Source organism: Methylobacterium sp. TK31 (assembly GCF_055361545.1).
Genome location: NZ_CM143964.1, coordinates 1,531,675 through 1,554,353 on the forward strand (window position 1 = coordinate 1,531,675; position 22,679 = coordinate 1,554,353).

General features: G+C 65.6%; 16 protein-coding genes and 1 pseudogene. 7 read left to right on the top strand and 10 right to left on the bottom strand.

The genetic code is table 11. The features are described 5' to 3' along the window. Window positions 1-66: 66 nt before the first annotated feature. The 5 genes and pseudogenes from ACXJY8_RS07070 (at window position 67) to ACXJY8_RS07090 (ending at window position 6,257) form a co-directional block, all read left to right on the top strand. Window positions 67-1,857 carry a putative bifunctional diguanylate cyclase/phosphodiesterase gene (locus ACXJY8_RS07070; protein WP_463777970.1) on the top strand — a complete coding sequence of 597 codons (1,791 nt, stop codon included), beginning with the start codon at window positions 67-69 and terminating at the stop codon, window positions 1,855-1,857. Window position 1,858: 1 nt separating this feature from the next. Then, on the top strand, window positions 1,859-2,167 hold the full coding sequence (locus tag ACXJY8_RS07075; RefSeq protein ID WP_463777972.1) for a hypothetical protein: 309 nt from the start codon (window positions 1,859-1,861) through the stop codon (window positions 2,165-2,167). Between the two features lie 606 nt (window positions 2,168-2,773). Beyond that, window positions 2,774-4,297 (top strand): sensor domain-containing diguanylate cyclase, encoded by a 1,524-nt coding sequence (locus tag ACXJY8_RS07080; RefSeq protein ID WP_463780450.1) that lies wholly within the window; start codon window positions 2,774-2,776, stop codon window positions 4,295-4,297. Between the two features lie 403 nt (window positions 4,298-4,700). After that, on the top strand, window positions 4,701-5,051 hold the full coding sequence (locus tag ACXJY8_RS07085; protein WP_463777975.1) for a hypothetical protein: 351 nt from the start codon (window positions 4,701-4,703) through the stop codon (window positions 5,049-5,051). A gap of 63 nt (window positions 5,052-5,114) precedes the next feature. Further along, window positions 5,115-6,257, top strand: a pseudogene (locus ACXJY8_RS07090) (IS3 family transposase). Window positions 6,258-6,261: 4 nt separating this feature from the next. Here ACXJY8_RS07090 and ACXJY8_RS07095 read toward each other — a convergent pair. From ACXJY8_RS07095 to ACXJY8_RS07110, 4 genes are all read right to left on the bottom strand, one after another. Then, window positions 6,262-7,332: an HD-GYP domain-containing protein gene (locus tag ACXJY8_RS07095; protein ID WP_463777977.1), complete on the bottom strand. Its 1,071-nt coding sequence runs from the start codon at window positions 7,330-7,332 to the stop codon at window positions 6,262-6,264. A 65-nt stretch (window positions 7,333-7,397) separates the two neighbouring features. Further along, window positions 7,398-9,089 carry a methyl-accepting chemotaxis protein gene (locus tag ACXJY8_RS07100; RefSeq protein WP_463777980.1) on the bottom strand — a complete coding sequence of 564 codons (1,692 nt, stop codon included), beginning with the start codon at window positions 9,087-9,089 and terminating at the stop codon, window positions 7,398-7,400. A 1,774-nt stretch (window positions 9,090-10,863) separates the two neighbouring features. Then, entirely contained in the window at window positions 10,864-11,877 is a 1,014-nt protein-coding gene (locus ACXJY8_RS07105; RefSeq protein ID WP_463777983.1) for an AAA family ATPase, read from the bottom strand. Continuing rightward, window positions 11,877-13,877 carry a Mu transposase C-terminal domain-containing protein gene (locus tag ACXJY8_RS07110; RefSeq protein WP_463777986.1) on the bottom strand — a complete coding sequence of 667 codons (2,001 nt, stop codon included), beginning with the start codon at window positions 13,875-13,877 and terminating at the stop codon, window positions 11,877-11,879. The genes ACXJY8_RS07105 and ACXJY8_RS07110 overlap by 1 nt, the downstream gene beginning before the upstream one ends. 271 nt (window positions 13,878-14,148) lie before the next feature. On the opposite strand from ACXJY8_RS07110, the gene ACXJY8_RS07115 reads away from it, so the two are divergent. Together ACXJY8_RS07115 and ACXJY8_RS07120 are read left to right on the top strand one after the other, a co-directional pair. Beyond that, the gene (locus tag ACXJY8_RS07115) at window positions 14,149-14,718 is read left to right on the top strand and encodes a helix-turn-helix domain-containing protein (RefSeq protein ID WP_463780454.1); all 570 of its coding nucleotides are present in this window, start codon (window positions 14,149-14,151) and stop codon (window positions 14,716-14,718) included. A 527-nt stretch (window positions 14,719-15,245) separates the two neighbouring features. Further along, window positions 15,246-16,103, top strand: a complete 858-nt coding sequence (locus ACXJY8_RS07120) for an SGNH/GDSL hydrolase family protein (protein WP_463777989.1) — start codon at window positions 15,246-15,248, stop codon at window positions 16,101-16,103. 44 nt (window positions 16,104-16,147) lie between these two features. On the opposite strand, the gene ACXJY8_RS07125 is transcribed toward ACXJY8_RS07120, so the two are convergent. The 6 genes from ACXJY8_RS07125 to ACXJY8_RS07150 form a co-directional block, all read right to left on the bottom strand. Then, window positions 16,148-16,954 carry an MBL fold metallo-hydrolase gene (locus ACXJY8_RS07125; RefSeq protein WP_463777991.1) on the bottom strand — a complete coding sequence of 269 codons (807 nt, stop codon included), beginning with the start codon at window positions 16,952-16,954 and terminating at the stop codon, window positions 16,148-16,150. Window positions 16,955-17,026: 72 nt separating this feature from the next. Beyond that, window positions 17,027-17,806, bottom strand: a complete 780-nt coding sequence (locus ACXJY8_RS07130) for a TatD family hydrolase (RefSeq protein ID WP_463777994.1) — start codon at window positions 17,804-17,806, stop codon at window positions 17,027-17,029. A gap of 73 nt (window positions 17,807-17,879) precedes the next feature. Further along, on the bottom strand, window positions 17,880-19,454 hold the full coding sequence (metG, locus tag ACXJY8_RS07135; RefSeq protein ID WP_463777998.1) for a methionine--tRNA ligase: 1,575 nt from the start codon (window positions 19,452-19,454) through the stop codon (window positions 17,880-17,882). Between the two features lie 192 nt (window positions 19,455-19,646). After that, on the bottom strand, window positions 19,647-20,711 hold the full coding sequence (locus ACXJY8_RS07140) for a DNA polymerase III subunit delta' (RefSeq protein ID WP_463778002.1): 1,065 nt from the start codon (window positions 20,709-20,711) through the stop codon (window positions 19,647-19,649). Then, window positions 20,701-21,429 carry a dTMP kinase gene (gene tmk, locus ACXJY8_RS07145; RefSeq protein ID WP_463778005.1) on the bottom strand — a complete coding sequence of 243 codons (729 nt, stop codon included), beginning with the start codon at window positions 21,427-21,429 and terminating at the stop codon, window positions 20,701-20,703. Before tmk ends, ACXJY8_RS07140 begins: the two co-directional genes overlap by 11 nt. Beyond that, a complete protein-coding gene (locus tag ACXJY8_RS07150; RefSeq protein ID WP_463778008.1) occupies window positions 21,426-22,652 on the bottom strand; it encodes a D-alanyl-D-alanine carboxypeptidase family protein in 1,227 nt (408 codons plus the stop codon). Before ACXJY8_RS07150 ends, tmk begins: the two co-directional genes overlap by 4 nt. Window positions 22,653-22,679: the final 27 nt, after the last annotated feature.

Consider the following 22,679-nt stretch of genomic DNA (forward strand, 5'->3'; position numbering starts at 1 on the left):
AGCGCACCCCTCTCAACGGACCGGCATTTTCGATCTGCCGTAGTCGTATCTACCCCGGAACTTGCCATGTCACCATCTGATGAGGCCACGCCGCAGGAGGCCGTACGGCTCGCCGCGCTACAGGACCTGCGCTTACTCGACACGCCAGCCAGTGAGAGTTTCGACCGCATCACGCGCATGGCCAGCCAGCTCTTCGGCCTTCCGAGCGCTGCCGTCTCGTTGACCGATCAGGACCGACAATGGTTCAAGTCCCGCGTCGGCATCGACGTCGTCTCGATGCCCCGCGAGGGTGCACCTTGCGGAGAGGTCACCGACACCCGGGATGCCCTCGTGCTCCCGGACATTGCCCAGGATCCTGCCTACCGTGATACACCACTGGCTCGGTCCGGAGCTCGCTTCTACGCCGGAGCCCCACTTCTCACCAAGAATGGATTGGCCATCGGCGCCCTGTGCGTCGTAGGTCCCGAGCCGCGGCAGTTTTCGGTCGCTGAGACGGCGATGCTGCGCGACATGGCCAGCATGGTGATGGCGCAGGTCGAATTGCAGCACGCCCATGGTCGGATCGACCCTGTCAGTGGCTTTCCCAACCGAACCCAGTGCATCGAGGACCTGAGCGATCTGGTTCTCACGGATCCTGCGGGTTCGCAGCGGCTGGTCGTGTTCGTAGACCTGGCGTCGCCGGACGAACTCAGCCACGCCGCGCGGGTGATCGGCGCGAGCTTCCTCGACGAACTCGTCCGGGAGGCGGCTCGCGTGCTGCGCTCCGCCCTCGGACCGGCGCGTACGGCCTACATGATCGGGATGAGCCAGATCGCGTTCCTGGCGCCGCGGGACGTCGTCGAGGACATCTACGTCAGCCTGCTCGCCTCGATGCTTGGCGCCATCCGGGCGAATGCCAGCTCGCGCTTCGTTACCACGGTGGCGATCGGCGTCGTTCCGTTCACGCTCGGTCAAACAGACCCCAGCGACGTCTTGCGTCTTGCGCATTGCGCGGCGGATGACGCCCGCCTTACGCACACCAAGGTCAGCCTCTACTCCTCCACCCAAGACGCCCTGCATCGTCGGCGCTTCGAGCTCCTGAACGGGTTTGGTCAGGCCCTGGAAGAAGCGTCGCAACTGCACCTTGTGTTCCAACCGCGTGTCGCCCTCGACACGGGACTCTGCCTCGGCGCCGAGGCGCTGCTCCGCTGGACCCACCCCGAGTTGGGCAGCATCTCACCGGCAGAGTTCATCCCGCTGATCGAGCGGACGACACTCGCCAAGCCGACCACGACATGGGTCCTCGACCTGGCCCTGACCCAGCTCGCGACTTGGCTGGCCGACGGCATGGATCTCGTTCTCTCGGTGAACGTCTCGGCCGGCAATCTGAACGAGCCGGACTTCGTCGAGCGCGTCATGGCTCTCCTGGCTCGGCACACCATTCCACCCCACCGCCTCGAACTTGAGGTGACGGAAAGCGCCGTGATGGATGATGCGGGTCATGCCCTCGAGCAGCTCAAGCGGCTGTCCGCCACCGGCATTCGTCTCGCCATCGACGATTTCGGCACGGGCTATAGCTCGCTGTCGTACCTCCAGGCCCTCCCCTTCGACGTGGTCAAGATCGACCGCTCCTTCGTCACCGGCTGCGCTGAGGATCCTCGGCAGCGCAGCCTTGTGGGTACGATGATCACCCTGTCCCACGATCTCGGCTATCGGGTTGTGGCCGAAGGCATCGAGACACAGGAAACAGTCGACCTGATCCTCGCCATGGGCTGCGACGAGAGCCAGGGGTACTTCTTCGGACGACCCATGCAGGCCGAGGCATTCACAATCTGGTATCAAGCCAATCGCGATCAAGCGACGAGTATAGCAGCGTAAAATGGCCGAAGTTCATCCGCTTCCTACAAAGGCCGGCGCGGAGGCAGTCAAGCGTCTAACCGAAAAGCTCAGGTCTGCCTTCGAGGCTGGTGAAGATCTTGGTTCCCGAGCTTCACATATCCGTGCCTTAGCCGAAACGCTCGAACGAACGCTGAAGGATCTCGACCGTGAGGTTCTGGGTCTCCAGACGACTTTGTCGCCAAGTGAGATCCACGTGCTTCTGCGGGACTCTGGTTTTGAAACCATGCGCGAGCAGCTCCAGAAGCTGATCGCCAACGCGCGTAGTTTCTCGGTTGCGGAGCGCAAATGAAGCCCCGCGATGAGGTCAGTGGCCGAGACTGTCCTTGAGCCGTGGCACTTCCTCTGGTGGATCATAACAGTGAGATCTACGCCGCACCCGTCTAATAGCGTCGCGTCCTCTATGATCCGGCTGCTCGAAGCGCGATTTGCTTTGTTTAATTGACCCCCAATACGCAGGCAGATTGTCGAGAAGCCGACCTCCCGGGGGGCATAAGTGTGACCGGTCGAAGTCGAGCGCCTCGGCCGGCATGGTGAAGTCGTGCGCCCGGCAACCCGCGATGGGCCGCATGGCGGCGACCATTAGCAGATTGCTCATCTCGGCGTCGTCGAGGACGAGGACCAACATCAAGCGGTGTTTCAGGCCTTATATCGCCCCATGTCCGTCGGGCCTTCTGGCGATGCAGCGGTGACGAACGAAGACGCCGTGGACAGGGCACGTTGCCAAACCCTCAACTCGACAGACTTTTCCCCGCGAACGTCCTGCCATCCACGATCTGTCACGAACTGTTTTCCATAGCTCGGAAGAGGAAACCTTTTATCGGTGCACGCAAACCTCCGGTAGGCCTGCGCGTACAAGATACCAGGCCAGGAGAGCCATGGTTGCGAAAGGCCGTTGATGTTCCCACAGCCCCGTCTTGCGCGACAGCTTCGCTCCGCCCAGACGTGGATTGCGCTCGGGGTGCTTGCGCCCATCGGCATGCTCGTCGTCTCGGGTCTGATGTTGCTCGACCTACGGCGAGACGCCTGGGACAAGGCCGAGCAGACCTCCCGCAACCTCCTGCAGGTCATCGAGCGTGACATTGCCCGGAACGTCGAGGTCATCGACCTGACACTTCAGGCTGTGCAGGACAACCTGCATGCGCCGGGCTTGGCCAAGCTCGATCCGGCTATGCGCCAACTCGTCCTGTTTGACCGCGCGGCGACCGCCAAGGACCTTGGTGTCATGTTCGTCCTCGACGAGAACGGCGATGTGGTAGAGGACGCCGCAGCCTCCCCGCCCCGCAAGGGCAATTATGCCGACCGCGACTACTTCCAGGCCCATAAGGCGAACCGGCATCTCGGCCTGTACGTCGGACGGCCCATCGTTTCGCGTCTGACAGGCGAGCGTATGGTCAACTTCAGCCGGCGCATCGACAAGCCCGACGGCTCCTTTGGCGGGCTGGTACTGGGCAGCTTGAAGCTTGCCTACTTCGGTCGTCTCTTCGACCAGATCGGCCTCGGCAACGAGGGCGCGATCAACCTCTACCTTCGGGATGGTACCCGCATCACGCGCCACCCCTACCTAGAGGCCGACGTTGGGGTGAATATCGCGGGCTCCCGGACTTTCGACCGTTTTGCGCGCGAGGGGTCTGGCACGTTCGCCGAAATCTCCGTCCGCGACGGCGTGCGGCGGCTCTACACCTTCAGCCGCGTGGGAGATCTGCCCCTGATCCTGAACGTGGCGCTCTCGGTCGACGAGCTCGAGGCTGAATGGCGGGCGAAGGCGATGGTGATCGGCTCGCTCGTGCTGGTCCTGTGCGGCCTGACCGTCATCCTGTCCCTTCTCTTCGGACGAGAGCTTCGCCGACGTGCCGCCATGCAGGTGGAACTCGCCCGGCTTTCACAGACCGATGTCCTGACCGAGCTGCCTAATCGGCGTCGCTTCGAGGAGGCGTATGCCCGAGCCTGCGCAGAGGCTGGGCGAACAGGACAGCCGCTCTCCCTGCTCGTTATCGATGCGGACCACTTCAAGCGCTTCAACGACCGCTACGGTCACGCCGTTGGCGACGAGGTTCTGAAGGGCATAGCCCGCTGCCTGACCGCGAGCGTGCATCGACCTTCCGATCTCGCCTGCCGGGTCGGTGGCGAGGAGTTCGTGCTCTTGCTGCCTGGCACCGACGAGGCCGGCGCCTTGTGGGTGGCAGAGGAGGTGCATGCCCAGGTGTCGACGTTGGTGGTAGGGTCCGCCGGCATTGGGCCGGGCGCCGTCACCGTGAGCATCGGCTTGGCCTCGGCCACCTCCGACGCTGCTGACCTCTATCGCCGCGCCGACACGGCGCTGTACGAGGCCAAGGCCGGCGGGCGCAATCAGACTCGGGCCGCGACATCCGCCGGCGTGAGACCCGTCGTCAAAATGGGCTTGCGCATCGTCGGTGGCTAAACGCTCCTCGGTATCCCATTGAATCGATTGGGCCTGTCGCAAGCCGCGCCGTAGGCCGCAGGTGGCGCCGGATCTGCCTCGGTTCTCGGTATTGATAACCGCCTCAAGTTCGAAGCAGACGGCAAGCAGTTGGTTCTGCTCACCCATGGTGTAAGTTGGCGGCATCACGGTAAGCCGCTGGCTGGGGCGGAGATCTCACGCGGATCGTCGATCAGAGCGCCCACCGAGCTCTGCATTTATCATTGGTCATGTTAGACGGGCGAACGCTTTCAAGGATCATTCAGGGAGCGGCTTCCTGTAAAAGCTGACGAAGTTACCCCAATTTGCATTCTTTTCCCTTGGTGGTGGGCAACAAAACCTCTTTCGACTTGTGCTTTCTTGTAATTGTTGCTTCAAAGCGCACGTGGCAAATCTCCCTCTCCTCACCTATAGCACCAAGGGCCTGCCCGAGGATCGCGCCTTCGTGGAATGGCAGGCAGCCATGGCGGCCCTATTCCACGTCGAACAGGCCCGCTTTCACGGACATCTGCCGCGTGGGAGTACGAAAAGCATCTTGATCGGTGAGGTCATTGCCAACCGTAGTGTGTTCACTGCTCAACATCTCACCCGGGATGAGGCCCTCATCGCCGCCACTCCTGGTCCTTTGCTCCTGCAAGCTTACATTTCCGGTGGCTTCCACGGCGAACTGGCGCACCAGAGCGTCACGATCTGGAAGGGTATGGTCGCGGTAACGGACCTACGCCGTACAGTCTGACCTGACCGGCTGGCTTTGGACCGGGCTGATTGAGAGGATCAGTCAGGACCAAAGGAGTTGGACATGCGGCGAGGTCAGAAGACGGGTGCGGAGCAGGTCGTGTTGAAGCTGCGCCAGATTGAGGTGCAGACAGCCCAGGGCAAGAGTTTGGCCCTCGCCTGCAAGGAGGCCGAAATTTCCGAGCAAAGCTACTATCGCTGGCGCAAGGAATACGGCGGCCTGCAGATCGACCAAGCGCGCCGGATGAAGGATCTTGAGCGTGAGAACGCGCGATTGCGGCGGCTCGTGGCTGATCTGTCCTTGGAGAAGCAAGTGCTGGCGGATGTCGCCTCGGGAAACTTGTAGCCCCCGAACGACGCCGGCAGGCGGTCGACGGCATCCGAGAAAAGTATGGTCTCTCGGAACGTCACGCCTGCCGGATCGTCGGCCAGCACCGCGGCACGCAGCGATACGTGCCGACCGTGCCGGCCGATGAGGATGCGCTGACCGGCGCCATCATAACCTTGGCGTCTTCGTCACGGACGTTACGGCTACCGCCGCGTCACCGCGCTGCTGCAGGCAGCGGGGTGGCAGGTGGGCAAGGATCGGGTCCAGCGCATCTGGCGTCGTGAGGGGCTAAAAGTCCCCAGCCGACCTAAGCCCCGCAGCCGCCTGTGGCTGAACGACGGCTCGTGCGTGCGCCTGCGCCCGCTCCACCGCAACCACGTCTGGAGCTTCGACTTCGTGCAGGCCCAGACCCACGACGGCCGGAGCCTGCGCATCCTGACGCTGATCGACGAGCACAGCCGGACCTGCTTGGCGCTGAAGGTGGCGCGGCGCATCAACAGCCTCGGCGTGATCGAGGCTTTGGCCGATGCGATGTGCCTGCACGGCATCCCGGAGAACATCCGCTGCGACAATGGCCCAGAGATGATCTCGAAGGCGCTGCGCAAATGGGTCGCCAAAGCTGGCTCACAGATCCAGTATATCGCACCAGGATCCCCGTGGGAGAACGGGCACTGCGAAAGCTTCAACAGCAAGCTTCGGGACGAGTGCCTGCGCCAGGAGATCTTCTACTCGCTGAAGGAGGCGCAGATCGTGATCGGTCTATGGCAAACCACGTACAATTGCGTCCGACTGCATTCGTCGCTGGGCTATCGGCCGCCCGCGCCCGTCAGCTACCCGGATCTGGCCTTCCGGCTACCCATGGCCGCGACCATGCAGTAGCCTCTCAATCGGCTCGGTCCAAAATACCGGTCAGGTCAGCGTTGGCGGCGGGAGTCATCACGACGGGCCTGAAAGCATGCACCAGATCGGGGTCCAACCGGCCCTTCATACCTTCAAGGATCGGGTACGCCTCCGATGCAGCCATTGGCGCCCTGTAAGGTCGTTCTTCGATCAGGGCGCCATAGACGTCACAGACCGTGACCAGCCGGACGAGGTCCGGAATGGCCGCCCCCGACAGCCCGTCTGGATAGCCAGATCCATCCAGCATCTCATGGTGAGATCGAACAACGCTCAGCATGGCCTCCTCGAACCCTAGCCCGACAAGCATGCGATAGCCCTCGACGGCGTGCGTTCGCATCACGGCCATCTCGGAGGCATCGAGCTTGCCCGGCTTGTTCAGGATGGCAACAGGGATCCTGGTCTTACCGACGTCGTGAAGAAGGGCCGCCTGAGCCAATCGATGCCGATCAGCCCTCGACATTCCGAGGGTGCCGGCGAAGGCGGCCGCCAATCCTGCTACGAGCAGGATATGCTGATGCGTGGCATCATCGAAGTCGCGCACCGCGCGGATCCAATCGTAGATCCCGTGGGCGCCGATGGCCGTCGCAACGATCTCCGTCCCGTTCGCGACCTCGGCTGGTGTCAGCACGCCAGCCATGATGGTGTCGCGCAGAAACTGCCGCGCCCGACTCGCATGCTTCTGTGCCGACGAAGGCACTATCCCGGCCTGGACCACGACGCGTTCGATGATACGCGGAAGTGTCGAGAAGGCCGCAGCGGTGACCATCGCGGTCACCCCCAGCATCTGAGCATGAGCCTGAGTCCGTGGGCCTTCCTCGTGCACGACGAAGACGTGCGGTCTCTTGCCGATGCCGGCCCGGCTGAAAAGCTGCTTCAGCCGGGCAATGGCGTCGGACGTCAACTCTCTAACATCACTCAGGACGATAGCTGGGGGATTTGTAGGCGGGGCATAGTCGTAGAGATCGTATATCGTCGACGGAATTGACAGCTTTAGATCGCGCAGTAGTCGTTCCGTACGATGCAGGTCGTCACTGATAATCATCAGTTCGCCCATGGCAAATCCCGCATGATATTAACCAGTTTTCATACCTTGAGCTTTTTCGGCCGACTCCGCTCGTTCTAAGCGGCACGAACAGTCTGGAGGAAGCGTGCCACTTCCACATTCAGGTATTCGGACTGTCGGGACAGCTCACCGGCAGCACCCAACACTTGAGAGGCGGCTGCGCCCGTATCCTCGGCGGCTCGAGCAACCCCCGTGATGTTGCTGGTGACCTCACCGGTTCCGGTTGCGGCCTGCGCGACGTTGCGCACGATCTCCTGGGTCGCCGCCCCCTGTTCCTCCACCGCCGCAGCGATCGACGTGGCCACGCTGCTGATCTCCTGGATGCGCGTCGTGATGCCACCGATGGCCTGGACTGCCTGGCCAGTCGCCCCCTGGATCTGGGTGATCTGCTGTCCGATCTCAGCGGTTGCCTTCGCTGTCTGATTGGCCAATTCCTTGACCTCGGCGGCCACCACGGCGAAGCCCCTGCCGGCCTCGCCGGCACGCGCGGCCTCGATGGTGGCGTTCAGCGCCAGCAGGTTGGTCTGACCGGCGATCGTCGAGATCATCGTTACCACGTCTCCGATCTTCGCGACGGCACCGCTCAGCTCCTGCACCAGGGAGGCGGTATGATCGGCCTCAGCCACGGCACTCTGCGCCAGTGTCGCCGAGCCGTTGACCTGACGACCGATCTCCTGAACGGACGAGCCGAGCTCCTCTGCAGCGACGGCAACGGTGTTGACGTTCGAGGAAGCCTCCTCGGCCGCAGCAGCGACGGTCGTGGACTGCGAGGCGGTCTCCGTCGCCGTGGCGGTCATGGTCTGGGCGGTGGCCTGCAGCTCGGTGGCGGACGACGACACCATTCCGATGATGCCGCCAACCGCCGCCTCGAAGCTGTCAGCCATATGGCGCATGCCGGCCTTGCGCTGTTCCTCGGCCGCAAGCCGAGCCTGCGCCGTTTCGCCCTCCAGTTGACGCGTGCGGATGAGGTTGTCCTTGAAGACCTGGACGGTGCCGGCCATCGCTCCGATCTCGTCTTTGCGGGCCACCCCAGGCACGATGATCGTCGCATCGCCCTCGGCGAGCCGGGCCATGGCATCCGTCATCGTCTGAATGGGACGGGATACCCGCAGCCAGCTGAACGCCATCGCGCCGAGGGCAGCCGCGACGGCGAGAACGACGGCGAGGTAGGCGGCAAGTTTTGCGCTATCAGCGTCGGCGCCAACGGCATCCGCTTCCTGACGCGCGCCTCGCTCATTCAAAGCCACGTCCCGTGCGAGCGAGTCCCGGATATCGTTATAAAGCCTGACGTTTTCTGACTTGCCGATCAGTGCGAGGGCATCGTCTCGCTGATTGGCTACCACCAGACGAGCGGCTTCGCTAGAAATGGCCTCGTACCGGCTCCACTCGACGCTGAAGGTCTCATACAGCTTGCGCTCTTCGGGGGTCGCGATCATGGGCTCATAGATCTTGCGCGCTTCTACGACCTTGGCCTGCGTCGTCGCTAGCTGCGCCTCGTTCTCTGCCAACTGGGCTGGCGTTGCCGACAAGGCCAGCAGCCGCAGCTGCTTGATCCGAACCTCTGCGGCTGCCGCCTTGATGTCATTGATCGCGATGACGGATGGCAGCCAATTGGTGGTGACCTCCGTGATGCCATGGCGGACGGAGGTAAGCTTCGCGATGGATAGACCGCCCTGTGCGGCGCTGATCAGAGCGAGCGCACCGAAGGCGGTGGCCAGTGTGGTCTTGATAGAGAGGTTGGCGTGCATGAGGGCCTCGGCGAAACGCCCTGGAGTTGTCTCAATGCCGAAACAACAAAGCTTTCAGGGACTTCGGCTAGGTTTGACGACAAGGTAATTCTAATCCGTTTACGCGAAAAAATATTTCTAGACACGGTTCCGTGAGCAATATGAAGTATTAATCTATGCTATTTTCCGGAGTGGGTTGCGAGGGATGCTTGTACCGCCCTCCTAACTCGTTACGGCCCGCCTTCGCCAAATCCGTGTGCTGTCCTACTCGGCGAAGTGTCGCGCGTGGTCCATTCCTCAACGGAGCCGAGCGTTTGAAATATGGGCGCTGGCTTCCTGGGCACAGACATTGCCTCGTCCAATACCTATCGCCCGCAGGTCGCTATGGAACCGTCTTCCAACCCATTTTGGCAGGAGCTGTACGCCTTTAACGATGGATCGAGCCTGGAGGACTGTCCGTTCCCATATCAGTCTGACGACGCACACTTCTGGTACGACTCTGAAGTAACGTAGGAAGATAGTTAGGGTGAGAAGAGCGCATGTATGAGGACCATAGCTCCGCATATGAGTAGGGTAAAAATCAGGGCAAATTCCAGGCGCGTCATGAGCGCCAGATGCATTAAAGACTTTCGCAAGTGAAGGAGGTTGCGTCGGCCTCACCCAATCGTGAGAACTCTGCTAATATACCTCAACAAACAAGATGACCCGGTCAAACTACGTGCAAGCGCCAAGGTAGCGCGCGATCCCGGTTTACTGCGCTAGTTCCGTGTTCGTAGAACCAGGGCTGACGCTATCGACCCGGGCACGTCGCTGGAGCTATGGCGGGCATTCAGCAACAGCTTAGGGCCGTCATACAAGTGATCAACATCGGCCATTTGTCTGCCGAATGAAGCACTGGCGTCGGCAAGCCTGCTCTCCTACACGTACACCCCACGCATAGCTCAACACTGTCGGGTATCCGATCGTTTTTCTGACTGTCGAGGCTACTCAGCATAAATCGACGACCGAAAAGGGAACTGCCGTCCGGTAACCGCGTCAGCTTTTCATATGTCAGGGAATGGGTGGCGGACAATCAGTTCTAAGACATCGGCAAGAGCCTTTTCCACTTTGCCCATTTTGCACAATAGTAAAACATTTTGGTCAAGGTGGGCCAGGGACGAACAGCGGATTCATTTCCCGCTCTGCTAGGAAGTAGACAGTATAATGCCACTCAGCCTGGCCGCACTCTCCGTATTACTCGGCAACCTGGAAAGAAACCTTTCCATCGCCTAAAAGGATTTCCAAAGCAATGAATGCGAGCGGTGGGCCGTAATCCCCTCCCACGCCCCGCATACGCGGGGATGGCCGAACGGCCGCCCGGAGGCGAATTTTGCGCTCGCATTACAAGCCATATACGGAGCGCAAACGCTGCTCAAACGGGAAAACCCATTTTGGGGCACTGAGGCGGCTTGATGTCGAAAAGGCATACGAGGAGCCGGGATGTGCAATGCCATGTTGAACAATCCGGCGAGGTCGTTCAAGGCGTCGCCGATGCCGCTGGCTTCCCCCCACCGAGCGACGCATCACGAGCACGCAGGCTTCCTGACCCTTGGACCGTCGCTCGTATGAAGCGTGCAGGCGGTGTGGCGCTTTTTGGGACCGAACCGAAGCGGATGGCGCTCGCCCGCCTCGTTGATCGTCATGATGAGTATGCTTCAGATTAACGTATTGGTTCATCGGAGACGGCCTTTCTGACAGGAGGAAGACCGGCCGGCTCAGGGTCGGCATAGGAAACACAAAAAATGGGGGAGGGGGGTCAGCGCCGCTTCGGCAGACGCTTGAAGCTGCTTTGGCGCTCGACCTGTGGGGGTGCCTTGGCCTTCACGATGTCACGCAAGAAGTGCGGGAAGAGCGCCAGCGCTTCGCGCAGATGATCGACATCGACCGTTCGGCTGCCCGCCGCCTCGGCGACGGCGCGGGCGATGGGCAGCACCTTGCCGATGCCGTCCGCGTGATGGGTCTCAGCGAGGGTGCGGCACAGTCGGAGCGCTTCCGGATCCTCGACGGCATACTGGCCGGCGATCAGGTCCGCGTCCGCGTCGAGGATGCAGTCGATCTCTTCGCGGATCGGCAGGCGCCGGGCGATCTGCCGGATCGCGGCCTTCTGCGAGTTGACGAACTTCAGTGCCTCGTCGTTGCCGAGGAACAGCATTTGAACGCGAGCCTGCTCGCTGATCGCCAACAGGTCGCGCGCCACGCGGTCGGCAAGGTTCTGCGACTCATCGAACAGCAGGACAGGGAAGGCGCTGGCCCGGCTGCAGAGAACCTTCAGTGTCGCGGCGACGCCGTAGACGGTGCGCACACCTAGGTGAGGAGCGACCTCCTCCAGCAGCGCCATGGTCGAGTTGCCCATCACGCCCGTGACGGTCACGAGGCCGACGAGCGGCCCTTCCATCGTGCCCGAGCGGCGGACCGCCTCCTCCAACGCACGCGTCTTGCCGACGCCGGGTGCCCCGGTGACGAGCCCGTTATGTCCGAACCGGTCGCAGCGGTCGATCGTGTCGAGCACAACCCTGGCCGCCGAGGTCATCACGAACGGGGTGTCACGGCTGACTTGCGCCTGACGACGCGCCTCGAACGCCTCCTTCTGGGCGGCTTCGGCTGCACGCTTGGCAGCAATCTCTGCACGCTTCTGTGCCCAGCGCTCCTGACACATGCGCTCTTCGCGCTCTTCCTCCTCGCGCTCTAATTTGCGCTGGAGGATGCCGCGCTGGAGGTAGAGAGGGAGGTGGGCATACTTGGGGTCGAGCGTGGGGGTGAGGTCGTTCATCACAAGCCTCTGAAGCGTTCGACGCGTGCCAGGGTGGCCTTGAGCTTGGCCTGCTTCTCCTCGCGGTCGCGATCGCGCCGCTCGGTCGGGCTCTCCATGATGCGCCGGCCGATCTCGGCACGGTCCCTGCCCAGCTCGATCGTGCCCTTGCTCGCCGGCACCGGCGGCGCGGATTGACGGCGGCCGGAGGCGATCATCTCCGCCACCACATCGATCCGGTTGAGGTCGGCCGCCTCGGACCGGATCGCGTCCCGGGCCACGCCCTTGCGGCGGGCGGCCTCTGCGGCCCCGGCCGGATCGAGGCGCGAATAAACCGGGTCGGGGAGGGCGATGCCGATGAGCTCACCCTTCATCGTGAACACCGGCACGGCTGGCCAGCACAGGTACTTCGGCAGGCGGATGCTGACCCTATCGCCGGTGTGGCGAGCCAGCTCGTCGCAATAGAGCCATTCCCCGCCGACGCTGATTTTGCCGTCCTGGACCGTGCGCGTGGCCTCCTCCGAGAAGGCCGTCATCAGCGCCAGTTCGTCCACGTCGGTGCGCTGCCAGCCGGCGGCGACCGCTTGCGCATAGGCTTGCTCGGGCGAGCGCCCAGCGAGGTCGCCGGTCTGCCGCTTTGTGTTGTAGAAGGCGAGCAGCCCAACGAAGTCGTGGGCGAAGTCGTTGAAGCTGCCGTCGAACGGGGAGGGCGCCTTGCCGAGGTTGGCCCGCCGGGAGTTCATGCGGTCGCCGCCGATGTAGCCGGGCACCGCCGAGAGGATCGTCTGCTCGATGACGCGGAACGAGCCTTCGAGGATGCCCTTGGCTGCCGCGTTGTAGGCGGTCGCCCGGATCAGCGCCCTGCCCCGACCGAACTCCTCGCAGTCCAGGCCGCCGAGGCGCAAAGCGTCCTTCAGGAAATCGGCAAAGCCGTACTCTGAGCCGTTGTCGAGATAGAGCTTCGCCGGCATGCCCCAGTGCGGGTCCTGCGTCATGTGGATGAAGCTGTCGATCACGTCGCTGTTGCGGATCGCCGTGCCGGGCTCACAGAGCACGAGGTCGATGCGCACGCGCCTGGTGCCGGCATCGAGCCAGGCGATGCCCTTGGGGGTCGCAAGCGTGCCGTCCGGGCGGGCAACATACACATCGAAATGGTGGACATCGCCGTAGACGAGTTCCATTGGCGCGAACCCGGCCGAGGTGAGACGGAGGCGTGAGCGCTGATCTTCCCAAGCCTTGATGTCCGTGCGGTACTGATGGACGCGCCGGGCGCTGCGGCCGGCCTCAACGACGCCCTTGGGCAGTTCGCAGGCCGGCATGATGTCGGCGAAAGCAGAGCCGATCCCGGCCTTGAGGGTGAGGTCGGCGAGGTATTCGCCGGCAAGGCGTTGGACGACGCTGTAGGCTGCGCCGCCGCCCCATAGGTCGCGGATGCGCTGGTGGACCTTGCGGGCGATCTCGGCGCGCAGGGCGTCATCCAAGCCGGCAGTAGCGGCATCCCAACGCTTGGTGAGGATCAGCCGGCTCTCCGGCTTCGTCTCGCGGCGCTTGCGCATCAGCGCCTTTAAGCCGCCGGCCGTCGCCTTGCTGACCTTGCGCTCGATGTCGCGGAGGCTCGGCGTGAACCACTCGCCATGCGGGCCGCAAACCTCGGCACTAGCCAGCACCTCCATCGCGGAGCGTCGCTCACGTGAACCCTTCGGGTGCGTCAGAGCGGGACGGAGAAAATGAGCCCACCACTCGGCCGCTTGAACGGCCTTTGCTGAGGCGTTCAACTGCCCTTCAACAGGCGTTTGCGTAGTCTGAATGCGGAGCTGAAGTGCCGGGGGGAGGGTGGTTGCGAGGACTCTCCACGAAGCCCCGGCCCTCCCTCCCCGTCCGTGGCAAACGCGAACCGTCAGACAAAAGCCCCGCCACAGCTGCGCTTTTCCCGAGCCGATCCGAGCGAAGGCGTGCCGAACCTTACGTTCAGAAATCCCAGCGGCCTGAGCTACTTCGGAAGCGGTGACCCAGCCATCCATATTAGGCAGCCGTACCCAGAACGTCCCGAATGATTTGCGCCCTGAGGGCTACAGCTTTGCGGCCGAGAGACCGGCCTTTAAGGGCCTTGTAGGCGAGCTGACGACAGATGCCGCGGCTCTTGAGGTACGTGTTAAGGGAACTGCCCCGCGAAATAAGGACCGAACGCACCCGCGCATACTCAGCCTCATAGGCTTGCTCGGTATCGTGCAACACGATGTCCATGATAGGCTCCGACGATGTAGCCGAAACGGAAACACGTCTGTAGCCAATATGTCAACACCGCTCGATCAAGACCTATCGGTTCCGCCTAGCGCGGAGGCCCAGAAGCTAAATGCTGCCGACGTCCTTGATAGGATGAAAGAGGTCTATGGAGTTGATACAGATACTGCACTAGCCGATGCGCTGCATACCACTAGACAAAATGTATCAAAGTGGAGATCGCGTAATTCCATTCCGTATGCTGAGGCGGTAGCTGCCTCATACATGCGAAACGTTTCTATAGATTATATTCTGACGGGTCGCGGCAGCAGAGAACGAGGGCAGGGGGCAGCTCCAGAACTTGATATAAAGCTTCTTCGAGCGATACTTCTCAGTCTTCTGGCCTTCGATCGCATCAAGATCATAGGCGGAGATACAGTTTCTGAATTGAATGAAATGGCTAAAGCCATAGCGTTCCAATACAAGCGGGCAGCTGAGGCGACTCAACACCTTCAGCAAAACGACGGCCTGGATGCCGAGGCAGCCCGAGCTGTAGCCGTAGCGGCAACCGAACTCATCTCCTCTGACGGGACTTTGTTCGGACCACGTCTCAGCCCTGTTGATCAAAGCGCGGATGATTGAGCCGCCCGGTAGCGCCTAGGGTCCGCAATAGGGTCCGCAATCAACAATCGCTTGACGACGGTGTCCGCAAGAACGTGATTCTTTTCAGGGTGTTACGCATAATTGGCGACCGCCCTCTTGGTCGCCGAGGGCCCGCAATGCTGCTGGCACAAGCCTCTCTATCTGCACGCTTTTGCACGTTCGCCGCCAATTATTGATTACAAGCACACCGCCAACTTGGCAGCGCCGCCCCAAAGACCCCATCCGACAGCCTGGGAACGCCGTTCGCATAAGATATATTATGGAACCTGCGCCGCGTGAATCCGGGGCAGGGGGCACGGACAGACGAAGAGTTCACCCATTCCCGACACCGGGTATTCATGCAATCTCCACACCGGCGATTCACGCCGTTGCCAGTTCCCGGGCCATCGCGGCCGCCAGCGATGCTAAACCGCTGGCGGACGTCATAATTCCTCCCCATAATACATGATACCGGGCGCCGTCCGAACGGTCGCTCGTCCGAATCGATCCTCTCCAAAGCGAACGCGATGCCGATCCTTGCGCGCCCCTCCGCTGCCCTGAGCCTGGCCCTGCTGGCCTTCGGGTCCGTCACGTTCGCCACCGGCACGCAGGCCGAGCCGCAGCGCACCGCCCTGGTGCAGCACCCCCAGGCCATCGCGACGGAGGGCGCGGCCCGGCCGGTCGTCCGGACGGCGATCCCGCGCCGCGCCCTCGCCCGCCTGCCCCGTCTGGCCGGCCTCATCGCCCAGGGTCAGGCCATCCGCATCGTGGCCTTCGGCTCGTCCTCGACCGAGGGCTCGGGCGCCTCCTCGCCGGCCACCACCTACCCGGCCCAGCTCCAGCGCGACCTCGCGGCCCGGCTCGGTGCGACGGGTGCGGGTGAGGAGCACTCCTCCGTCACGGTGCTGAACCGCGGCAAGGGCGGCGACGATTCCGAGGCCATGGCCCGGCGGCTGGAGCGCGACGTGCTCGCCGACAAGCCGGACCTCGTGATCTGGCAGACCGGCAGCAACGATCCGATGAGCGGCGTCAGCGTCGAGCGCTTCACCGAACTCACCCGCGCCGGCATCCTCGCCATGCGGGCCACCGGGGCGGACGTGGTCCTGATGGACCAGCAATGGTGCAAGAAGCTCTCGACCACCGACGGGGCCGAGGCCTACGGCGTCGCCCTGCACGCCATCGCCACCGAGCTCAACGTGCCGGTGATCCGCCGCAACGCGATGATGCGGGCCTGGGCCGCGCAGGGGCTGCTGTCCCCGACCCAGATGATCGGTCCGGACGGCCTGCACATGACCGATGCGGGCTACGACCGCCTGGCCCGCGCCGCCACGGCGCAGATCCTGGCCAATGCGGGCCTGCCGCAGGACGCCGGCACCCAGAACTGAGGCCCGACCGGGGAGGCGGCCGGGACCGCCCTCCTCCGCGCGCCTCACAAATCCAGCGTGACGCTCAGGCCGTCATGGGCCGGCACGACGTTCGGCGGCAGCTTGGCCGCCAGGGTCGCGTAGTCGAGATCCGTGTGCAGGTTGGTCAGGATCGCCCGGCGCGGACGCACGGTCTCGATCAGCGCCAGGGCATCCGAGACCGAGTAATGGGTCGGGTGCGGGGTCTCCCGCAGGGCATCGATGATCAGCAGGTCGAGGCCGTGCAGCCGGGCCTGCGACGCCTCCGGCATCAGGCTGACGTCGGGGGCGTAGGCCGCGGGGCCGAAGCGGAAGCCGAGGGCCGCCTCGTTGCCGTGCTCCATGCCGAAGGGCAGGGCCGTGAGCGCACCGCCCGGGCCTTCCACCTGCATCGCCTCCCCCTCCGCCAGGTCGTGCAGGTCGAGGATCGGCGGGTACTCGCTGCCGGGCGGCGTCTCGAAGCAGTAGCCGAACCGCGCCGCCAGGAGGCCGCGCGTCCGGGCATCGGCGAAGACCGGGATGCGCCGGCGCATGTGGATCACGAGGGCCCGCACGTCGTCGATGCCGTGGGTGTGGTCGGCATGGGCATGGGTGAACAGGATGGCGTCGAGGCGCTGGACCGCCGCGTCGAGCAATTGCTCGCGCAGGTCCGGCGCGGTGTCGACCAGGAGGGTGGTGGCCGCCCCGGCCTCGCCCTGGCGCTCCACCAGGAGCGAGCAGCGCCGGCGCCGGTTCCGCGGCTCGGCCGGGTCGCAGGCCCCCCAGCCGTAGCCCACGCGGGGCACGCCGCCGGACGAGCCGCAGCCGAGGATCGTCAATCGCAATGCGCCCATCGGCACCTCCGCCCCCGTTGGTACCGGAGCGGGCCGGGGCCTGTCACGCCCGATCCGGCCCCCCTGCCCGGCTCAGGCCGCGGCCTTGTGGAACAGGCGGTGGAAATTGGCCGTCGTCAGCGCGGCGAAGTCCGCCACATCCATCTCGAGGGTCTGGGCGAGGGAGCGGGCGGTGTCCGCCGTGTAGGCCGGCTCGTTGGTGCGGCCGCGATGCGGCTCGGGCGCCAGGAAGGGAGCGTCGGTCTCCACCAGCAGGCGGTCGGGCGGCACCGACCGGGCGATCGCCCGCAGGTCGTGCGAGCGCCGGAAGGTGACGATGCCGGAGAAGGACACGCAGAAGCCGAGTTCGACGCCGACCTCGGCGAGGCGGGCGCCCGACGAGAAGCAGTGCAGGACCGCCGTGAAGGCGCCGCGCCCCATCTCGTCGACCAGGATCGCCTCCATCTCCGCATCGGCGTCGCGGGAATGGATGACGAGCGGCAGGCCGGTCTCGCGGGCGGCCGCGATGTGACGGCGGAACACCCGCGCCTGCACCGCCTCGGGGGCGGCGTTGTCGTAGTGGAAGTCGAGGCCCGCCTCGCCGATGCCGATGCAGCGGGGATGGTGCGTGTGCGCCACGATGGCCTCGGTCGGCACGTCGGGCTCGGCCCCCGCCCCGTCCGGATGGGTGCCGATGGTGTGCCAGATCTCCGGATGCGCCTCGGAGAGGGCCTCGTAGGTCCGGGCCTTGGCGACCCGCGTGGAGATCGTGACCATCCGGGTCACCCCGGCCGCCCGGGCGCGGGCCAGGACGTTGGGCAGATCCTCCGCGAAGTTCGGAAAATCCAGGTGGCAATGGCTGTCGACCAGCATGAAACGGGGCTCGGAAAACGGTGGGGTGGGCAAGACGCGATCACTCAAGACGCGATCGTTCAGGACGCCGTCGTCACGCCGACGGCGCCTCCGGCTCGACGAAGCGCGGGAACAGGCCGACGGGGGCGGGGAGCGCCGTGCCGGGCACGAGGCGGCCGCCCTCCCCCACATCGGCCAGCCGGCGCCGGTCCGCCGGCACGGCCAGGAGGTCGAGGAGCTTGGCACCGGAGCCCGGCATGAAGGGCTGCACCAGGATGCCGATGGCCCGCAGGGTCTCGGCCACGACGTAGAGCGAGGCCGCCATCCGGGCCGGATCGGATTTCCGCAGCACCCAGGGCTTCTGCGCGTCGAAGTAGCGATCGGCGGCGGTGATCACGGCCCAGATCTCGGCTAGCGCCGTGTGCGGGGCGAGCTTGTCCATCGCCGCCCGCGCGGTGTCGGGCAGCGCGTCGGCCAGCGCCAGCAGCGCCCGGTCGTCCTCCGTGAGGGCGCCGGGCTCGGGAACCGTGCCGCCGAGGTTCTTGGCGATCATCGAGAGGGAGCGCTGGGCGAGGTTGCCCAGCCCGTTGGAGAGGTCCGCGGTGTAGCGGGTGATGATCGCCTCGTGGCTGTAGTTGCCGTCGCCGCCGAAGGGCACCTCGCGCAGCACGAAGTGGCGCAGCGCGTCGACGCCGTAGGTGGCGATCAGGTCCATCGGATCGACGACGTTGCCCAGCGACTTCGACATCTTCTCGCCCTTGGAGAGCAGGAAGCCGTGGCCGAAGACGCGCTTGGGGAGCGGCAGGCCGGCCGACATCAGGAAGGCCGGCCAGTACACCGCGTGGAAGCGGACGATGTCCTTGCCGATGACGTGCAGGTCCATCGGCCAGAATTTCTTCCGCGGGTCGGCCGCGTCGGGGAAGCCCGTGACGGTGAGGTAGTTCGTCAGCGCATCGACCCAGACGTACATGACGTGGTCGGGGTGGCCCGGCACCGGCACGCCCCAGTCGAAGTTGGTGCGGCTCACCGAGAAGTCCTTGAGGCCGGAGCGCACGAAGCTCGCCACCTCGTTGCGCCGGGTCTCGGGCCCGATGAAATCGGGCTCGGCCTCGTAGAGGGCGAGCAGCCGGTCCTGGTAGGCCGAGAGCCGGAACAGGAAGTTCTCCTCCTCCATCCAGGTCAGGGGCGTGCCGGTCTCGCGGGAGCGCCGGGCGCCGTCGGGGCCGATCTCGGTCTCGTCCTCGGCGTAGTAGGCCTCGTCGCGCACCGAGTACCAGCCGGCATATTTCGACAGGTAGAGGTCGCCGTTGGCCTCCATCCGGCGCCACAGGTCCTGGGCGGCGGCGGAGTGCTCGGGCTCGGTGGTGCGGATGAAGCGGTCGTGGCTGCAGTCCAGGGCCTCGGCCATGGCGCGGAAGCGCGCGGACATGTCGTCGACGAGTTCGCGCGGGGTGATCCCGGCCTTGGCCGCCGTCTGCTGGATCTTGATGCCGTGCTCGTCGGTGCCGGTGGAGAACAGCACGTCGTAGCCGTCGAGGCGCTTGAAGCGGGCGATCGCGTCCGTGGCGATCACCTCGTAGGCATGGCCGATATGCGGCGCGCCGTTGGGATAGGAGATCGCGGTGGAGAGACCGAAGGTCTTCGCGGTTGCCGGGTCGGTGGCGGTCACGTCGAGGGGTTCCCCGGATACAGGGTTCACAGGATCAGGCCCCGGAATCGGGTCCTGGGATCACAGGACGGCGGAAGCCTAAGCTGACTTGCGTTGGGGTACCAACGCAAGTCAGCTTAGGCTCTTGTTGTGTCGCAGATTTTTGTCGCAAAACCGGCGGCCACTTTTGCGAAATCTGCTTAGCATGCCGCGTCAGGCGGCGTCGCGGAGCGCGCCGGCCAGGTCGCCGAACAGGGACAGGACCAGCGGCCGGCGGTCGAGATTGTAGGTCGCGGCCTCCCGCGCGGCGCGGGCGATCTTGTCACACACCTCGACCAGGGCCGCAAGACGGGCGGGCGGCTCGTGCCGGCGCCGGTCGAGCTCGGCCGAGACGAAGCGGAAGACCGTGTCGAGGCTGGCCGCGAAGAGCTCGTCGGACTCGCGGGCCGAGAGCTTCTCGGACAGGGCCAGGATGCGGCGCCAGTCCGGCTGGTCGAGGCGGGCGAGCAGGGTCTCGACCTCCGCGACGAGGCCGGCCCGGGCCGGATCGAGCAGGGCGACGGCCTCGGCGACGGAGCCCTCCGAGAGCCGCGCCGCCCGGGCGAGCGCCTCGGCGCCAGGCTGCACGAAGGGCGGCGCGAAGCCGCCGATCACCCGCGCCACGTCCGCCTCCGCGAGCGGGCGCAGGGTCAGGGCCCGGCAGCGCGAGCGGATGGTGGGCAGGAGCCGGCCCGGCGCGTGGCTGACGATGAGGAACAGGCAGCGGGGCGGGGGCTCCTCCACCATCTTGAGGAGGGCATTGGCGCTGTTGGCGTTGAGGTCCTCGGCGCTGTCGACGATGCAGATGCGGTAGCCCGCATTGCCGGCGGTGGAGCCGAACAGCGCGAGGGCGCCGCGGGCCGCATCCACCGAGATCCGGGTCGCTAGGGTCTTGGCAGTGGGGGCCCGGGTCCGACGCAGGGCCACGAGGTTGGGATGCGACAGGGCCGCGACCTGGCGCGCCGCCGGGTGGTCGGGATCGACGGCGAGGCTCGCGGGCGCGCCCCGCGCCGCCGGGTTGGCGACGAGCCAGCGGGCGACCCGGTAGGCCAGCGTCGCCTTGCCGATGCCGCGCGGGCCACCGATCAGCCAGGCATGGTGCAGGCGCCCCGAGGCGATCGCCTCGACGAAGGCGGCCTCGGCCTCGGCATGGCCGACGAGGTCGGCCTGCTCGCGCGGGCGCGGGACCTCGGTCAGGTCGCCGGGCTCGACATCCTCGGGGGCGCGCTCAGGCCGCATCGCCGTGCTCCGTCCCGGATCGGCCGCCCGGCGCGTCGCCGGAGCGGGCCGGCAGCAGCCCGGGCAGGCGCTCGGCCACCACGGCGCGGATCGCGGCCTCGACGGCGTCGGCGGGCAGGGCGGCGTTGACGACCGCGCAACGCCCCGGCTCCTCCGCCGCGACGGCGAGGAAGGCCGCGCGCAGGCGGGCATGGAAGGCCAGGGCTTCGGCCTCGAAGCGGTCGACCGCGTCGTCGGACCCCGCGTCGCGGCGCGCCCTCGCCCGGGCGAGCCCGAGTTCCGGGTCGCAGTCGAGGATCAGGGTCAGGTCGGGCCGGGTCTGGCCGACGACGACGCCCTCGAGGGCGCGCAGAGCGGCCGGGTCGAGGCCGCCGGCCGCGCCCTGGTAGGCCCGGGTCGAGTCGGCGAAGCGGTCGCAGAGCACGATCTCGCCCCGCGCCAGCGCCGGGCGGATCAGGGTGTCGAGATGGTCGATCCGCGCGGCAGAGAACAGCAGCGCCTCGGCGAAGGGGCCGTAGGGCTTGGCCAGCCCGGCGAGCAGCGCCTCGCGGATGCGCTCGGCCTTGGGCGAGCCGCCGGGCTCGCGCGTCGTCAGCACGGGGCGGCCGGACTCGGTCCGGAGCTGCGCGGCGAGGCGGCGGATCTGCGTCGACTTGCCGGCCCCCTCCCCGCCCTCGAAGGTGATGAAGGTCCCTCCCCGCGTCCCGGGCGCCGTCACGACTTCGCGCCGGCCTTCTCGAACGCCTTGCGGAACAGGCCGGTGCCGACCTCCCAGGCCGCGTCGAGCGCCCGCTGCGGAAGGGTCCCGGCCTCCACGGCGTCGCCGGCATAGAGCGGCTGGTCGAGGGCCTGGGTGTCGCCACGGGTGATGCGCAGGCGGCCGACCTCGCGGCCCTGCTCCACCGGGGCGACCAGGGGCCCCTGATAGACCACCCGGGCGGTGATCTTGTCGCCGGAGCCGCGCGGCAGCAGCACCCGCACGGCCTTCTTGGCGACGAGCGGCACGCTGCCGGCCGCGCCGCCATAGACCGAGGCCTCCGCCACGGTCTCGCCGGCGCCGAAGACCTGGCGCGGCTCGAAGGCGCGGAAGCCCCACTCCATCAGCTTGCGCGATTCCGCCGCCCGGTCGCGGGCGGTCTTCAGGCCGCTCACCACCATGATCAGGCGCTGCCCGTTCTGCACCGCCGAGCCGGTCAGGCCGTAGCCGGATTCCTCGAGGTAGCCGGTCTTCAGGCCGTCGGCGCCGATGTCGAGGGTGAGCAGCGGGTTGCGGTTCTGCTGCTTGATCTTGTTCCAGGTGAACTCGCGCTCGGCGAAGATCTTGTACAGGTCCGGATAGGTCTCGATCAGGTGCAGGGCGAGCTTGGCGAGATCGCGCGCGGTGACCTTCTGGTCGGGGGCCGAATAGCCGGTCGCGTTGCGGAAGGTCGAGCGCGTCAGGCCGATCTCCCGGGCCCGGGCCGTCATCATCCGCCCGAAATTCTCCTCCGAGCCGGCGATGCCCTCGCCGATGGCGATGGCGGCATCGTTGCCCGACTGCACGATCAGGCCGCGCAGGAGGTCGGACAGCTTGATGCGGCTGTTGAGCTGGGCGAACATCGAGGAGCCGCCGCCCCCCGCCCCGCCCCGGCGCCAGGCGTCCTCGGTGATCTGGAACTCCGAGTCCATGGTCAGCCGGCCCTGCCGGATCTCGTTGAACACGATCTCGGTGGTCATCAGCTTGGCCATGCTGGCCGGGGAGAAGAGCTCGTCGGCCCCCTTCTCGAACAGCACCGAGCCGGAATCGGCATCGATCAGGATCGCGTGGGGCGCCGCCGTCTGGAAGCTCTGGGCGATGGCCGACCCCGCCGCGAACAGGCTCAGCGCCGCGGCGAGGACGAGGCCCGACACCGCCGCGCGGCCCGATCCGTTCCGACCCGCGAGGACCACTCTCACACTCATACCCTGTCTCACGCCCCGCCTCACGCC

What these genes read in the sequence shown, in the direction of transcription:
- ACXJY8_RS07070 (WP_463777970.1), top strand. Translation starts at nt 67, where the DNA reads ATGTCACCATCTGATGAGGCCACGCCGCAGGAGGCCGTACGGCTCGCC.
- ACXJY8_RS07075 (WP_463777972.1), top strand. Translation starts at nt 1,859, where the DNA reads ATGGCCGAAGTTCATCCGCTTCCTACAAAGGCCGGCGCGGAGGCAGTC.
- ACXJY8_RS07080 (WP_463780450.1), top strand. Translation starts at nt 2,774, where the DNA reads ATGTTCCCACAGCCCCGTCTTGCGCGACAGCTTCGCTCCGCCCAGACG.
- ACXJY8_RS07095 (WP_463777977.1), bottom strand. Translation starts at nt 7,332, where the DNA reads ATGGGCGAACTGATGATTATCAGTGACGACCTGCATCGTACGGAACGA.
- ACXJY8_RS07100 (WP_463777980.1), bottom strand. Translation starts at nt 9,089, where the DNA reads ATGCACGCCAACCTCTCTATCAAGACCACACTGGCCACCGCCTTCGGT.
- ACXJY8_RS07105 (WP_463777983.1), bottom strand. Translation starts at nt 11,877, where the DNA reads ATGAACGACCTCACCCCCACGCTCGACCCCAAGTATGCCCACCTCCCT.
- ACXJY8_RS07110 (WP_463777986.1), bottom strand. Translation starts at nt 13,877, where the DNA reads ATGGATGGCTGGGTCACCGCTTCCGAAGTAGCTCAGGCCGCTGGGATT.
- ACXJY8_RS07115 (WP_463780454.1), top strand. Translation starts at nt 14,149, where the DNA reads ATGTCAACACCGCTCGATCAAGACCTATCGGTTCCGCCTAGCGCGGAG.
- ACXJY8_RS07120 (WP_463777989.1), top strand. Translation starts at nt 15,246, where the DNA reads ATGCCGATCCTTGCGCGCCCCTCCGCTGCCCTGAGCCTGGCCCTGCTG.
- ACXJY8_RS07125 (WP_463777991.1), bottom strand. Translation starts at nt 16,954, where the DNA reads ATGGGCGCATTGCGATTGACGATCCTCGGCTGCGGCTCGTCCGGCGGC.
- ACXJY8_RS07130 (WP_463777994.1), bottom strand. Translation starts at nt 17,806, where the DNA reads ATGCTGGTCGACAGCCATTGCCACCTGGATTTTCCGAACTTCGCGGAG.
- ACXJY8_RS07140 (WP_463778002.1), bottom strand. Translation starts at nt 20,711, where the DNA reads ATGCGGCCTGAGCGCGCCCCCGAGGATGTCGAGCCCGGCGACCTGACC.
- ACXJY8_RS07150 (WP_463778008.1), bottom strand. Translation starts at nt 22,652, where the DNA reads ATGAGTGTGAGAGTGGTCCTCGCGGGTCGGAACGGATCGGGCCGCGCG.